At 61.1% G+C, this 14,471-nt stretch carries 10 protein-coding genes; 9 read left to right on the top strand and 1 reads right to left on the bottom strand.

Translation table 11 applies throughout. The features are described 5' to 3' along the window. Positions 1–227: 227 nt before the first annotated feature. The 5 genes from A9G05_RS23125 (at position 228) to A9G05_RS23105 (ending at position 7,475) form a co-directional block, all read left to right on the top strand. Positions 228–1,088, top strand: a complete 861-nt coding sequence (locus tag A9G05_RS23125; protein ID WP_069563181.1) for a DUF4123 domain-containing protein — start codon at positions 228–230, stop codon at positions 1,086–1,088. A gap of 6 nt (positions 1,089–1,094) precedes the next feature. After that, on the top strand, positions 1,095–4,478 hold the full coding sequence (locus tag A9G05_RS23120) for a LysM domain-containing protein (RefSeq protein WP_069563180.1): 3,384 nt from the start codon (positions 1,095–1,097) through the stop codon (positions 4,476–4,478). 3 nt (positions 4,479–4,481) lie between these two features. Beyond that, positions 4,482–5,462, top strand: a complete 981-nt coding sequence (locus A9G05_RS23115; RefSeq protein WP_069563179.1) for a tetratricopeptide repeat protein — start codon at positions 4,482–4,484, stop codon at positions 5,460–5,462. A 3-nt stretch (positions 5,463–5,465) separates the two neighbouring features. After that, positions 5,466–6,434: a tetratricopeptide repeat protein gene (locus A9G05_RS23110; RefSeq protein WP_069563178.1), complete on the top strand. Its 969-nt coding sequence runs from the start codon at positions 5,466–5,468 to the stop codon at positions 6,432–6,434. 66 nt (positions 6,435–6,500) lie between these two features. After that, on the top strand, positions 6,501–7,475 hold the full coding sequence (locus tag A9G05_RS23105) for a tetratricopeptide repeat protein (RefSeq protein WP_069563177.1): 975 nt from the start codon (positions 6,501–6,503) through the stop codon (positions 7,473–7,475). 298 nt (positions 7,476–7,773) lie between these two features. Here the strand turns inward: A9G05_RS23105 and A9G05_RS23100 are convergent, their stop codons facing one another. Next, positions 7,774–9,267: an aldehyde dehydrogenase gene (locus tag A9G05_RS23100; protein ID WP_069563176.1), complete on the bottom strand. Its 1,494-nt coding sequence runs from the start codon at positions 9,265–9,267 to the stop codon at positions 7,774–7,776. Between the two features lie 407 nt (positions 9,268–9,674). Between A9G05_RS23100 and peaA the strand changes: the two genes are divergently transcribed. From peaA to peaD, 4 genes are all read left to right on the top strand, one after another. After that, positions 9,675–11,240 carry a quinohemoprotein amine dehydrogenase subunit alpha gene (gene peaA, locus A9G05_RS23095; protein WP_069563175.1) on the top strand — a complete coding sequence of 522 codons (1,566 nt, stop codon included), beginning with the start codon at positions 9,675–9,677 and terminating at the stop codon, positions 11,238–11,240. Between the two features lie 115 nt (positions 11,241–11,355). Next, the gene (gene peaB, locus A9G05_RS23090; protein WP_069563174.1) at positions 11,356–12,786 is read left to right on the top strand and encodes a quinohemoprotein amine dehydrogenase maturation protein; all 1,431 of its coding nucleotides are present in this window, start codon (positions 11,356–11,358) and stop codon (positions 12,784–12,786) included. Position 12,787: 1 nt separating this feature from the next. Beyond that, the gene (qhpC, locus tag A9G05_RS23085; protein WP_044403960.1) at positions 12,788–13,111 is read left to right on the top strand and encodes a quinohemoprotein amine dehydrogenase subunit gamma; all 324 of its coding nucleotides are present in this window, start codon (positions 12,788–12,790) and stop codon (positions 13,109–13,111) included. A 29-nt stretch (positions 13,112–13,140) separates the two neighbouring features. Further along, positions 13,141–14,262, top strand: a complete 1,122-nt coding sequence (gene peaD / locus A9G05_RS23080; RefSeq protein WP_069563173.1) for a quinohemoprotein amine dehydrogenase subunit beta — start codon at positions 13,141–13,143, stop codon at positions 14,260–14,262. The last annotated feature ends 209 nt before the right edge of the window (positions 14,263–14,471 follow it).

The following is a 14,471-nucleotide window of genomic DNA, read 5'->3' as shown; positions in this document are numbered from 1 at the left end:
CTCAAGCTCGACCCCGGCGGTGTCACCTTCAGCGGCGCCAGCATCAACCTGAACTCAGGGGGCAGCCCGGGAGACGGCGCCGGCTTGAACGTGTTGTTGCCGGGAAAACCAGCATCGGCTGACCGTGATCGGGCTGGAGCCCCAAATCTGGCCCCCCTCCCCAACAAAGGATTTGGACCGATGTGCGGTAAGCGCAGTGGCGGTACTTGCAGCCGGGAGGATTGCCCATGTATGCGGGGTTGAATGAGCTCCTTCGATTGATGGAGGACGCGAGGCAGTCATGGGATGCCATGCCCGATCACCCCGGGCAGAGATTCTTCATTCTCGATCTGGAGCGCGTGCCCGACTTGCTTCAGCAGGTCTATTCCCAGGAAGACCCTGGCCAACCTCGGCTCCTCCTCAACGGCACCCCTCATGAAGCGTTTGCCGACCAGGGAGCCTTGTGGTTGGAAGCGCTTCCGGGTAGCCCTCTCGAAGCCCTGTGCTTGCGGCTGTGCCGGGAGCAGCATGCCGGCGTCGCCATACAGGCCAGCGATGAGCACGCAGCGCTGAAGCACGCGCGTCACCTCCTGATGGTGGACGATGGCTCTGGCGGCCAGAGCGTATTGCCCTTCTATCGCCCTGACTATTGGGGAGCCTACGCCCTGACCCAGCCCCAAGGGCTTTACGGTCCCTGGTTCTCTGTTGGCATATCCCTCCCGACACGTTTGCTGGGCTACACGGAGGATGATGGCCTCGTCTGGTCGCCCACTCCTTCAGAGAGAGTCGTTGACCCTTCGCTTCGTTATTTCCTTTCGCCCCAGACATTGCCCACGCAGCGGGTACTGCGCTGGCTGTACTGGCTCGACAGCCACCACGACGTATTCGGGCGTTACACCCCCGAGCAACTGCCAGGCGTGATCGATGACCTCGAACTGCTCGTCGATCACGGCATTTACGAAGGGCGCTGGCTGATGAAGCTGGGGCCATTGCTGCGTCGTGGGCCCCTGGCTGAGCAAGCCTCGGTCATGTCCATCCTGCAGCAACCCAACGAGCCCTTCATCACAGTGGATCTTCTCCGCGACCTTGCTCCGGAAGCGTTCAGGTAACTCCCCATGGAAACGACCAATCACAAGATTCAGCCCGGTGAAACACTTGGAAGCATCGCCGAGCGTTACAACTGCACGCTTGCAGAGCTGCGCCAGCTCAATCCGTTCATTCGTGGCAGTGATCACATACAGGTGGGCTGGAACCTGAGTGTGCCCAAACGCGCAGGTGCCAAGCCCCAGCAGCCTCAAGCTGCAGCAAAGCCGGCGGCTTCATCCAACGGCAAGCCGTCGGATGTGCTTGACCTGCCAGCGCGGGCCAAGGCCACGGAAAGCCGGGCTTCAGAGTGTTTCAAGAAAACCGCGCCCCCCGGGTGTTCGCCCCGATTCTCCAGCGTGCTCTATGCCACCAAGGAGAAAGCATTCTGGTTACTTCCCCAGCGCGCCGAGGTGGCGATCAAAGAGGCTGCCCGTCATTTGGGGGATTTGGTGAGCCCAAGCCTGCCGCCAGATGATCGAAAGCGAGGGCTCGATGAAAGTGGGCTGCTCGAGTACTTCCTCGAACCCAGGCTCAGTTACTTCCTGGCCGGTGATGAACAAGCGCGCATGCAGGGGTTCGAGAGCCGATTCCCTCATATGGAACACACCTGGGGTTATGAACGCGCGATGATCCTTTCAGATCCGCGGATGCAGGCCTTTGCGCATCATCGCAAGCGCCTCAAAGAGATCGACGAGTGGTTGGGCCTCAGGAAAACAGCCGTGCGCAATGCCGAGGCGCGCGGCTACAAGCTTGAGAGTGGTCACCTGCTCAGCCCCGAAGCCCTTGCGGCGCGCGATGCTGTTCAGGCTTACCTCAAGGTGCGCGGGCCCTACCTCAAAGAAAAAAAGCGGCTCGACGCCAACTACAAGCAGCTGACACAGCTGCTGATCGAGTCCAGCCGGCGCTTCGAGGAGGCCCACGCCTGCCGTCGGCGTTGCCAGGGAAAGCTGAACAGCTACCTGAAGTGGCGCGACGAGAACAAGGACGCTCTCGATTTTGCGGCTTATGTAAATGCCATTCTTGACGTCGCCGACTACGGCCTGGCGGTGCCCGAGTTCGCCCTGATCGGCCTTGGCAACACCGACCCCACCTTGGGGGTCAAGCACTTCACTCGCTACCTCGACCTCATGAGGCAGCAGCAAAGCATCGAACAGCAGTTGCTGACCAAGTACCAGCAATGGGTACGGGCTGCCGGCGAGAACATCCGGCCTCCCAATGGGCTGTTCGATGCCGAGCGAAAAGCATGGGCCATGCTGGATGCCGAACTCGGCACCTTGCAAAAAGAAGCAGCGGAAAACGTCAGGAACAGCAAGCCCAGTCGCCACCTGCTCTGGGAGCCCGAGCAATTCGCGCCTCGCCCGGTCGAGCGCCTGGTGAGGCCCGATTTCCCTCTGCGCGAAGTGAGCCTGCCTGATACGCCTGGGCTTCCGTTGCGGCACTTCAGCCTGGAAGTCCTGCGCAAGCTCCTGCCGGTGCAAACGAAAGCCAGAGCCAAGTTCACCGGTTTTACCGCCAACAACGCTGATATCGAACGCGCCGAAAGCGAATTCAAAATCTGGCTCCAGGAGGTGGGCGCCGTGGAGGTGCCCGATCAGGGGCCCTGGTTCGAGCCTGAGGGCTGGTTCGACGTCGAGCGCTTCCACCGTTATCTGGAAGGTAAGCGTGGCTACCAGGTCGACAGCCTTCAGAAAGCCAGTGACCGCAAGGAGTGGGGGGAGCGGCTGCGGCAACTGGTGTTCCGCGACGACATGCGCCGGCGTTTGCGCCTGTTCAACCCGACATCCCAGGCTCAGTTGGTGCGTTGTCTGATGCCGCCACGGGGCAATGTCCACACCGTCAAGAGCCTCAAGGGGCCGAGCTTCAGTCTTACGGGCGGCTTGAGTGCCAGTGCGGAGGTGTCCATGGAGCTCGACCTTGCCCAGGGCGAGGTGGAACTGTTCCGCCTTGATTTGCCCGAGCGTAGCGCGGCCAAAGACCTGAAGCTGGCCTACCTCAACCACCAGAAGCAACCTGCCCAGCTCAACATCGGGCGCTTCTCGCTGCACCTGGGGGCGAGGGCCTGGGGTTTCGCAGGTGCCGCTCTGATGCTCTCCAGCAAGCTCTCCCTATCCCCTCGGTTTGGGCAAAGCGGGGCAGACGTATCCACGGTTCAACAGGCTCGCCGGCCCGGCACCTTGAGTGCCGAGCGGACGGACAGCAGCACCCTGCTTTCCGGACCAGGCGAGCACGTGCAACTCAAGGACGGGCTGAAAAGCAGCTTCAACCTCTTTGCCGGTGTGCAAGCCGGCATCAAGCTGACCGGCGCCCTCAATTGGGCGCCGCCCAAGCACCTCGTACTGATTCGCCAGGCTCCCAACCTGGCCAATGGCGAGTCCCCGGCCGATGGTTGGCTGACGCTGGCCCAGTTGCAGGCCAGCCTGTCCGTTGCTGCCGGGCTTGGGCTGAAAGGCGAGGTAGGCCTGTCGCTGGAAAAAGGCTGCCTGATCCTGCGCCTCAAGGCCGCCGTCATCGCCGGGCCCGGAGCAGAGGGCGCGTTCTCCTTCGCCGTGGGCTACGAAGCGGTGGGCGAACTGATCAACCTCGTCCGCCGGGAACTGCGCCAGAACAACTACCACCACCTGGAATGGATCGACGGCGACGCCTTCGCCTGGCTCAGCAAGCTCAACCTGCTGGGAGGCCTGGGGGTCGATGTGGGCATGGTCAGCCTGCTGGCCATCCGCAGCGCCGATGTGGTCGGCAATCTCTATGAGGCCCTGACCAGCAGCGGCAAGGGCGGGCCGATTGCCCACGCCATTCTCAATTACGAAAACCAGCGCGAACTTAGCCAATGGTTTGTTGACGCTATTCCGGAAGCCCTAGGGCCGCTCCTGATGACTTTGTTGAGCCCGCCGAAGGCGTTTGATTTAGCTGACACTGTCGACACAGCTAAATTTGGAGAAGGGCAGTTAATTAAGGATGGCAAGGCGCCCAACGTAGTTGACCCAGCCAGCACGGCTCAAGCCGAAGAAATCTCGATGGGCGGGTATGACGAAGATGGATGTCTCCTGCTGCAGCAAAGAGCCATCGAACGGGTGCTGCGGTGGATAGTTTCCTCTGCTCGGAGCAGTAACACCCTGACTCAGGCCCAGCGGCAATTCGTTGAAGCGTGTTCCCGTATGAACCGTTTTGGTACGCGCGAGAAAAAATCTGGACAAAGCTACTGCGAAAACCGATTGCGGATGGATGATTTCATGGAAAAAGTGGCAGGGGCACTAGGGCGCCAAAGGGTCGATGGCGAGCGGATAAGAGCGTCTTATAAAGAGGTTGTGAAAGTGCTGTCGGCCTCTTCTGATAAATATTGTCGGCGAAGCAATTTTTATGGCGTTACTTACTTGTCAAGTAAGCGTGTAATTTATACCGGTCCAGGAGAGTAGTAAATGCACCGGTGTATTGTTTTAATAAGTTTTATTTGGATGCTGGTGTTTCCTTGTGCAGGTGTTGCTGAGTTGTCGTTGGGGCAACAGGCGGCAAAAGAGCGAGGGCTGATGTTGTATAATCAACATAAAGCAATAAGTGCCGAGCCTTATTTAAAAGAGGCGGCGGAAGCGGGAGACCGAGAAGCACAGTATTTTCTAGGCGAAGCCCTTCGCTTCAATAATCGCTATATGACTGAGGAAGCCTATAAATGGTATGCCGCTGCAGCCGCTCAAGGTGATTATTATGCGATGTACCGGCTTGCAAGAACGGGTTCCGACTTATGTTCCGTGATGGGTAATTGTTCATCGGACGGCAAGACGGCCAAGGAGTGGTTGGTCTTGGGCAGGGAAACGGCTAAGGCATTAGCCGAACAGGGTGACGCCGAGGCAATGTATGTCTTGTATTACCTGACCACCAAGATTGAGTGGCTAGAGAAAGCCGCTGAAGCTGGACGCCCTGAGGCTCAGTATGATCTGGCTCGGTATTATCAGAAGGGTAACGGATTCTTCTTTCCGCCCTGGAGGCGCTCGGAAAGAGCTTGTCAGTTGCTAGAAGCTTCTGCACAGGGGGGGTATATCCGGTCAATGTTGCTGTATCAGGACTGCCTTTACGAGCGGGGAGATAATACAGGTATTCGTTACTGGATAGAAAAAGCAGTTGAAAAAGGGGATGCCGATACAGTTATTGATTATGTTCAGCTGCTCTCGCATAAACCTGAACGCTATGAGGTTTCCCTAGATCTTGTACGGGCCTATGGCTTCCTGATTTTGCTAGAGGAGTTAGATGGTGGAGGTGCTGCTATTTCATTTGTTGAAGATTTCAAGCCTAAGCTTCTTGAGCAACTAACTCCGGAACAAATCGAGCAGGCCAAGGCGTTTGCAAAAGAATGGAAGGCAACCCATCCGCCTTTGTCTTACTTCCCCGATAAACTGGGTTTCTAAGGTATGCCGCGTATTGTTATTGCTCTGTTTGGTTTGACGGTGGCGCTTACAGGTCAGGCTGCAATATTGAGCCCTGAGCAGCAAGTTTCCAAAGAGCGCGGCATAGTACTGTATAACCAGTATAAGGAAACCGACCCCTACCTTCTTATTGCCGCCGAGGCGGGAGATTCCGAAGCTCAATATTACTTGGCGGAGGAAATTCGTCAGAGAAACTTTTCTATAACTGCAGAGGCCTATAAATGGTACGCCGCTGCGGCCGCTCAAGGTGATTATTACGCAATGTACCGGCTTGCAAGAGCGGGTTCCGACTTATGTTCTGTGATGGGTAATTGTTCATCGGACGGCAAGACGGCCAAGGAGTGGTTGGTCTTGGGCCGGGAAACGGCCAAGGCATTAGCCGAACAGGGTGACGCCGAGGCAATGTATGTCTTGTATTACCTGACCACCAAGATCGAGTGGCTGGAGAAGGCCGCCGAAGCTGGAAGCCCCGAGGCTCAGCATGATCTGGCCCGGTATTATCAGAAGGGAAACGGATTCTTCTTTCCGCCGTGGAAGCGCTTGGAAAGAGCTTGCCAGTTACTAAAAGAAGCTGCGCAAGGAGGCTACATTCGGGCAATGGAGCGTTATCAGGAGTGCCTAGACGAGCAAGGTGACAATGCAGGTATTCGCTACTGGATAGAAAGAGCAGTTGAAAAAGGTGATGCCGGTACGACCATTGCTTATGTTCAACTCCTCCTGCATACCCCGGAGCTTTATGGGGTTCCTCTGGATCGAGTCCGGGCTTATGGCTTCCTGATACTGCTTGAGGAATTGGATGGTGGAGGTGGTGCCATTTCGTTTGTTGAGGATTTCAAACCTAAGATTCTTGAGAAAATAACGCCGGAACAAATCGAGCAAGCCGAGGCGTTTGCAAAAGAATGGAAGGCAACCCATCCGCCTTTGTCTTTCTTCCCCGATAAACTGGGCTTCTAAGGCTGCACATTGCAATCGTCACGCACTCTGCGGGGCGAAGCCTGCATCGTGTCAGGAGAGTAGTTAATGCGTTGGTATGTTGCTCTAGCAAATTTGACTTGGCTATTGCTGTTTCCGTGTCTCGGTATGGCTCAATTGTCAGTTGGGCAGTTGGCTGCCAAAGAACGCGGCATAATACTGTACAAGCAATATAAAGTGACCGACCCCTACCTGCTTATTGCCGCTGAGGCGGGAGATTCCGAAGCTCAATATTACTTGGCGGAGGAAATTCTGCAGAGAGATTTTTCTATAACTGCGGAGGCCTATAAATGGTACGCCGCTGCTGCCGTCCAAGGCGACTATTACGCGATGTATCGACTTGCAGGAGTCGATTCTGATTTGTGCGCCACGATGAGCAATTGTTCGGCAGGCGGTAAGACGGCCAGGGATTGGTTGCTGTTGGGCCGGAAAACGGCAAAGGCATTGGCCGCTCAGGGGGATGCCGAGGCAATGTATGTCTTGTATTACCTGACCAATAATATCGAATGGTTGGAGAAAGCCGCCGAGGCTGGTTATGCAGAGGCCCAGCATGATCTCGCTATGTACTACCAAGACGGAAATGGATTTTTCTTTCCGCCATGGAAACGCTCGGAAAGAGCTTGCCAGCTTCTAGAGGCTTCTGCAAAAGGGGGCTATGTCGAGTCTATGAAATATTATCAAACCTGTTTTCGCGAGCAGGGCGATGAGGAGCATGTCCGTTATTGGATAGAGAAAGCGGTTGAAAAAGGAAGTGCCAGTTCAATTATGGATTATGTTCAGCTGCTCTCGCATAATCCGGAGGGTTATGGCGTTCCTCTCGACCTTGTCCGAGCTTATGGCTTCCTGATACTGCTTGAAGAACTGGATGGTAGAGTTGGTGCCGTTTCGTTTGTTGAAGATTTCAAGCCCAAGCTTCTTGAGCAACTAGGGTCGGAACAAATCGAGCAAGCCGAGGCGTTTGCAAAAGAATGGAAGGCAACCCATCCGCCTTTGTCTTTCTTCCCCGGCAAGTCGGTTTTCTAAGGCTGCACATTGCAATTGTCATGCACTCTGCGGGGCGAAGCCTGCATCGTGTCAGGAGAGTAGTTAATGCGTTGGGGTTTTATTCTGATAATTTTTATTGGTGGCTGGTATTCCCTTGTTTCGGTATTGCCGAGTTGTCGTTGGAGTAACAAGCAAAAAAGCACGGCCTGATGTTGGATAACCAGCACAAAGCAATAACTTCGGACCTTGATGCACCGACCATCCTGTTCATTAACTCACTGCGCCCTGAGCCGTGATCCATTTCCCCTGGCCGTCCTGGCCAGGGGGAACATTCGTTTTACAACCGCATCAGCACCGACTTGAGTTCGGTGTAGTGCTCGATGGCGGCTGCGCCCATCTCGCGGCCGAGCCCCGACATCTTGTAGCCGCCGAAGGGCAGGGCCGGGTCCAGTGCGCTGTGGCAGTTGACCCACACGGAGCCGGACTTGATGCGCGGGATCATCCGGTGCACGGCGCCCAGGTCGTTGGACCAGATGCTGGCGCCCAGGCCGTAGGGGTTGTCGTTGGCCAGGCGCACAGCTTCGTCGAGGTCGTCGAAGGGCATGGCCACCAGCACCGGACCGAAGATCTCTTCCTGCACCAGGCGGTGCTTCTGGTCGACGTCGGCGATCACCGTCGGCTTGACGAAATACCCCGGCCCGAAACCTTCGCCGCCGCAGACCACCGAGGCCCCCAGCTCGCGGCCGAGGTTGATGTAGCCGGTCACGCGGTCCTGCTGGCGGGCGGAGATCAGCGGGCCCATCTGCACGCTCGGGTCCAGTCCGTTGCCCAGCTTCATGCCGTTGGCGATGCCGGCGATGTCGGCCACCACGTTGTCGAAGTGCTTGCGCTGCACGTACAGGCGCGAGCCGGCGCAGCACACCTGGCCCTGGTTGAAGAAGATCGCCGTGGCGGCGCCGGCGGCGGCGTCCTGCAGGTTGGCGTCGGCCAGTACCAGGGTCGGCGACTTGCCACCCAGCTCCAGGGTGACGCGGGTCATGTTGTCCATGGCGGCCTTGCCGATCTGCTTGCCGACCTCCGTGGAGCCGGTGAAGGTCAGCTTGTCCACGCCCGGGTGGCGGGTGAGGGCGGCGCCGGCGTTCAGGCCGGTGCCGGTCACCACGTTGAACACGCCGGCGGGGTAGCCCGCCTCCAGCACCAGTTCGGCCAGCTTGAGGGCGGTGACCGGCGTTTCGTCCGCTGGCTTGAGCACCACCGTACAGCCGGTGGCCAGGGCCGGGCCGAGCTTCCAGCAGGCCAGCAGCAGGGGGAAGTTCCAGGCGACGATGGCGCCCACCACGCCGACGGCTTCGCGGCGGATGAAGCCGTGGAACTGGTCGTCCGGCATCAGCGGCAGGGAGACGTCCACGCTGCTGCCTTCGATCTTGGTGGCCCAGCCGGCCATGTAGCGGAGGAAGTCGATGGCCAACTGCACGTCCATCACCTGCGCCACTGCCGCGCTCTTGCCGTTGTTCAGGCATTCCAGCTCCGCCAGTTGCCGGGCATCGCGCTGCATCAGGTCGGCCAGGCGCCACAGCAGGTTCTGCCGCTCGCGGGGGCGCATGCGGCTCCAGGCAGAGTCATCGAAAGCCTGGCGGGCGGCGCGCACGGCGCGGTCCACGTCCTCGGTAGCGGCCGAGGGCACGCGGCCGATGACGTCACCCGTGGCCGGGTTGCGGAAGTCCAGGGTGGCGCCGCTGGCGGCGTCCTGCCACTGGTCACCGATGAGCATCTTCAGCGGGCGGTCGAGGAAGGCGCGGGTGGCCGGCAGGAGGGGCAGCTGGTCGGACATGGGTTCGCTCTCTTGTTGTCAGGGAAGGAGGTGAACCGCCATGGGGCAACCGCCATGCCAAGCTGCGCGCGAGGGCGCCAGGCGCCGTCTGCCGTGACCTGCGGCGCCGATGAGGTGGGCACCGGCGCGTTGGGGCTGTTGCACTTTGAGACGGCGTGAGACAACCCGTGCAACAGCCGCGCCCGCTGCGCTCGGGTGTCACCGTGGCGGCGTCTCAGGCTGGGACAGCCTGTCTCGAAATTAGACGCATGCGGTGTTTCGCCACAGCCCTGGTGAAGCCGCTTTGTGCGCTCAAGATATTGATTCATAAGGGTTTACCGGAAGTGGCACACATCCTGTATCGGCAGCGACAGTTGTGCCGCCCGGTTCGGCGCGACCCATAAGAACAAAACCGTGGAGGTCTGACCTTGAAGACGACTCGACTCCGGCGGCAAGCGGGCAGCCTGGTGCTGACCCTGGCAGCCTTGCTGTGTGCCCAGGCCCATGGGGCGGAAGAGGGGCCGGCGCTCCTCCAGTCCAAGTGCATGGGGTGCCACATCCCCGAGGGCAACGACACCTACAGCCGCATCAGCCACCAGCGCAAGACGCCCGAAGGCTGGCTGATGAGCATCGCCCGCATGCAGGTGATGCACGGCCTGAAGATCAGCGACGAGGAGCGTCGCACCCTGGTCAAGTACCTGGCCGACAAGCAGGGCCTGGCGCCCAGTGAGACCGACGGCGTGCGCTACGCCATGGAGCGTCGGCTGAACACCGTCGAGCAGTTCGACGATCACCTCAGCCAGATGTGCGGTCGCTGTCACTCCGGTGCCCGTGTCGCCCTGCAGCGGCGCCCGGCGAAGGAGTGGGAGCACCTGGTCAACTTCCACCTCGGCCAGTGGCCGTCCCTCGAATACCAGGCCCAATCCCGCGACCGCGACTGGCTGGACATCGCCCTCAAGCAGACCGTGCCCGACCTGGCCAAGCGCTTCCCGCTGGACAGCCAGGCCTGGACCGACTGGCAGAAGGCCCGGCCCAAGGCCGACGTGCTGCCGGGCCAGTGGAGCTTCAGCGGCCACATGCTCGCCAAGGGTGATGTGCGCGGCGTGATGACCGTGACCGCCGATGGTGCCGACACCTTCAAGGTGGACGTGAAGGGCCAGTACGCCGACGGTTCGCCGTTCACTGGCAGCGGCTCGGCGATCCTCTACAACGGCTATGAATGGCGCGGCAACCTGAAGGTGGGCGACACCACCCTGCGCCAGGTTTTCGCCGCCCTCGACGGGCAGATGACCGGCCGCATGTTCGAGAGCGAGCACGACGAGCGTGGCCTCGACTTCAGCGCCGCGAAGCAGGGCAAGGCCCGGCTCCTGGCGGTGCAGCCGGCGCAGGTCAAGGCCGGCAGCGAAACCGAGCTGACCCTGGTGGGCAGCGGCCTCTCGGGCGCGCCGCAGTTGGGCGCCGGGCTGAAGGTGGTGAAGGTGCTGGACAGCACCCCGGACCAGGTGCGGGTGAAGGTGAAGGCGGCTGCTGACGCGGCCCCCGGCCTGCGCGAGGTGTCCGTCGGCGCGCTCAAGGGCGTGACCCTGGCGGTCTACAAGGACATTGCCGAGGTCAAGGTGGTGCCCGCGTTCTCCATCGCCCGCATCGGCGAGAACGGCGGCTCCACGCCCAAGGTCCAGGGCCGCTTCGAGGCCGAGGCCTGGGGCACCGACGCCGCTGGCAAGGCCTACCGCATCGGCTACCTGCCGGCGAAATGGTCGGTGGAACCGTTCGATGAGCGGGCCAAGGAAGACGAGGACGTGAAGTTCGCCGGGGTGATGCAGAAGGATGGCGTCTTCGTGCCCGGCGGTGCCGGCCCCAACCCGGAACGCAAGATGATGACCAACAACGCCGGCAACCTGAAGGTGATCGCCGAGCTGGAGGAGGGCGGGCAGAAGGGCGAAGGCCACCTGATCGTCACCGTCCAGCGCTGGAACAACCCGCCATTGCCCTGAGCGGGTGCCTCTAGAAACGTAGGCAGTTTTTAGAGGTGTCCGAGTGCTGTGGCCGGGCAGGGCGGTTGCCCCGCCCGGATTCGAAACGAATCGGGACGAATTCCAGGAGGTCGCCATGGGCGCAATCTTGAATCTGGTCGAACGCAACCTGCACGAGGTGCAGGTCAACGCCGACCGCATGCTGTTCCACATCCCCAGCAGCTCGCTGTTCGCCACCGACGCGCTGACCGGGGGCATCATCGACGCCCTGCGCCAGCAGGGCTGCTCGCCCGAGGAGTTGGTACAACGCCTCGGCGGGCGCTTCGCCGGGGCCGAGATCGACGAGACCCTGCGCGAGCTGATCGCGCTGGAGGTGGTGAGCGACGGCTCGCCGCTGACGCCGGAGATCGGCCTGAAGAAGGTCGACCGCACCGCCCTCAACACCGTGGTGCTGAACGTCAACACCGGCTGCAACCTGAGCTGCACCTACTGCTACAAGGAAGACCTCGACAAGCCCTCGGCTGGCAAGAAGATGGCCGTGGAAACCGCCGAGGCCTCGGTGGAGATGCTGCTGCGCGAGTCCCCCGACGAGGCCCGCTACAGCGTGGTGTTCTTCGGCGGCGAGCCGCTCTCCAACCGGCCGCTGATCGAGCACATGGTGGGCTACTGCGAGCGCCGCTTCGCCGCTGCGGGCAAGCAGGTGGAGTTCGTCATGACCACCAACGCCACGCTGCTCACCGAGGCGATCGTCGACTGGCTGAATGCCCACCGCTTCGGGCTGTCCATCAGCATCGACGGGCCGAAGACGGTGCACGATCGCAACCGCATCACCGTGGGCGGGCAGGGCACCTACGACGTGGTCCGGCGCAAGGTGGAGATGTTGCTGTCGCGCTACACCAGCCGCCCGGTGGGCGCACGGGTGACGCTGACCACTGGCGTCACCGACGTGGAAACCATCTGGGACCACCTGTTCAACGAACTGGGCTTCGCCGAGGTGGGGTTCGCTCCGGTCACCTCCGGCGACATCAGCAGCTTCAACCTCACGGCGGACGAGCTGGTGCAGGTGTTCGCCAACATGAAGGCCCTGGGCCGGCGCTACCTGGAGGCGGCGCTGGAGAACCGCAACATCGGCTTCTCCAACCTGCACCAGCTGATCACCGACATCCACGAGGGCCAGAAGAAGGCGCTGCCCTGCGGGGCCGGGCTGAAGATGCTGGCGGTGGACCACAAGGGCGGGCTGAACCTCTGCCACCGCTTCACCGGCTCCAGCCTGCCGACCTTCGGCAACGTGCATGGCGCGGTGAAGCAGGCCGAGCTCAACGACTTCCTCTCCCAGCGCCTGGACCGCACCGGCACCGGCTGCGACAGCTGCCGCATCCGCAACCTCTGCTCCGGCGGCTGCTACCACGAGAGCTACGCCCGCTACGGCGATCCCACGCACCCGACCTACCACTACTGCGAACTGATGCGCGACTGGGTGGACTTCGGCATCGAGGTCTACAGCCGCATCCTGGCCGGCAACCCGGCCTTCATCAGCCGCATCATCACTCCGCGGAAGGCGCACTGACATGAAACACCTCAAGCCGCTGAACCAGAAAGCGCACCTGCTCGAACAGGCCGCAGCCGAAGACCGCCTGGAAGAAGTCGTCGCCATGAGTGCCGTCGCCGGCTGCACGGCGACCACCGATCCGGGCTGGGAAGTGGATGCCTTCGGGGGCGTCAGCTCCCTCTGCCAGCCGATGGAGGCCGACCTCTACGGCTGCTCCGACCCCTGCTGGTGGCCGGCCCAGGTGCCGGACATGATGACCACCTACCAGGACTGGAACGCCAGCGCGCAGGACTCCTCGCAGGACTGGCGCAACCTCGGCACCGTCTTCCCCAAAGACAAATGACCGGCCACCCGAACACGAGGGAAACCCCGATGAAGCTCAATGCGTTCGCCAGCCTGGCCGTTGCCGCCGGGCTCGCCCTGGGTGGCCAGGCCCTGGCCGCCGACAATGCCGGCCTGGCACTCAAGGCCGGCCAGGAATACATGATCGCCACCAACTACCCGAACAACCTGCACGTGCTCGACCTGGCCAGCGACAGCCTCTACAAGACCTGCCGCCTGCCCGACGCCTTCGGGCCGGGCACCGCCATGGTGTCGCCGGACCGCAAGACCGCCTACCTGCTCAACAACCACTTCGGCGACCTCTACGGCATCGACCTCGACAGCTGCCGCGCAGTGTTCCACGCCAAGCTCTCGCGCAAGCCGGACGAGAAGGCCCGCTCCATGTTCGCCTTCGCCCTCAGCCCGGACGGCAAGGAGCTGTACAGCGTGGTCAACCCGACCCGCATGGCCAGCGACCACTACGAGGTCCAGCAGCCGCGCCTGGAGGTGTTCGACACCGCCGACGGCCTGGACGCCCAGCCCGTGCGCAGCTTCCCGGTACCGCGCCAGCTGTACATCATGCGCGCCGCCGATGACGGCACCCTGTATATCGCCGGGCCCGACATCTACAAGATGGACGTGAAGACCGGCCACTACGAAGTCGCCGTGCCCGGTCGCAACTGGAAGCGCCCCAACTACGGCCCGCCCGACGTGCTGTACTTCTGGCCGCACCAGACCCCGCTGCACGAGTTCTCGATGCTCTACACCACCACCAGGTTCAAGGACGAGAAGCAGGACCCGGCCACCGCCGACTTCGTCTACGGCTACCTGAGCATCGACCTGAAGACCGGCAAGCCCACGGTGGAGGACTTCGCGCCGCTGACCGAGCTGTATTTCACCGGCCTGCGTTCGCCGAAGGACCCGAACCAGATGTTCGGCGTGCTCAACCGCCTGGCCAAGTACGACATCAAGCAGCAGAAGCTGATCAAGGCCGCCAACCTGGATCACTCCTACTACTGCATCGCCTTCAACACCCAGGGCAGCAAGCTCTACCTGGCCGGCACCTTCAACGACATCGCCGTCTTCGATCCGGACAGCCTGGAGAAGGTGAAGAACATCAAGCTGCCGGGTGGCGACATGGCCATCACCACCACCCAGGTATTCGTGCGCTAGGCCTATGACTCCCCCCGTGGCCCGGGCTTGCGCCCGGGAGCGGGGCGGGTCTGCCGTAGGTGTTCGCATGCGTCATTTCGCGCCATCTACGACCAATGGGTCACTGGACAGAACAAAACCCTTTACCCAGATTGACGTTTACGTAAAGGTAATCGGCCTCCCTGCCCGAATCGGAGGCCACTCGGAACGACCCGATCCCACCACAACGA

The organism is Pseudomonas sp. ENNP23 (assembly GCF_001728945.1).
Classification (GTDB): domain Bacteria; phylum Pseudomonadota; class Gammaproteobacteria; order Pseudomonadales; family Pseudomonadaceae; genus Metapseudomonas; species Metapseudomonas otitidis.
The sequence above is the reverse complement of the archived record's forward strand: the minus strand, read 5'-3'. Positions and strand labels throughout refer to the sequence as shown.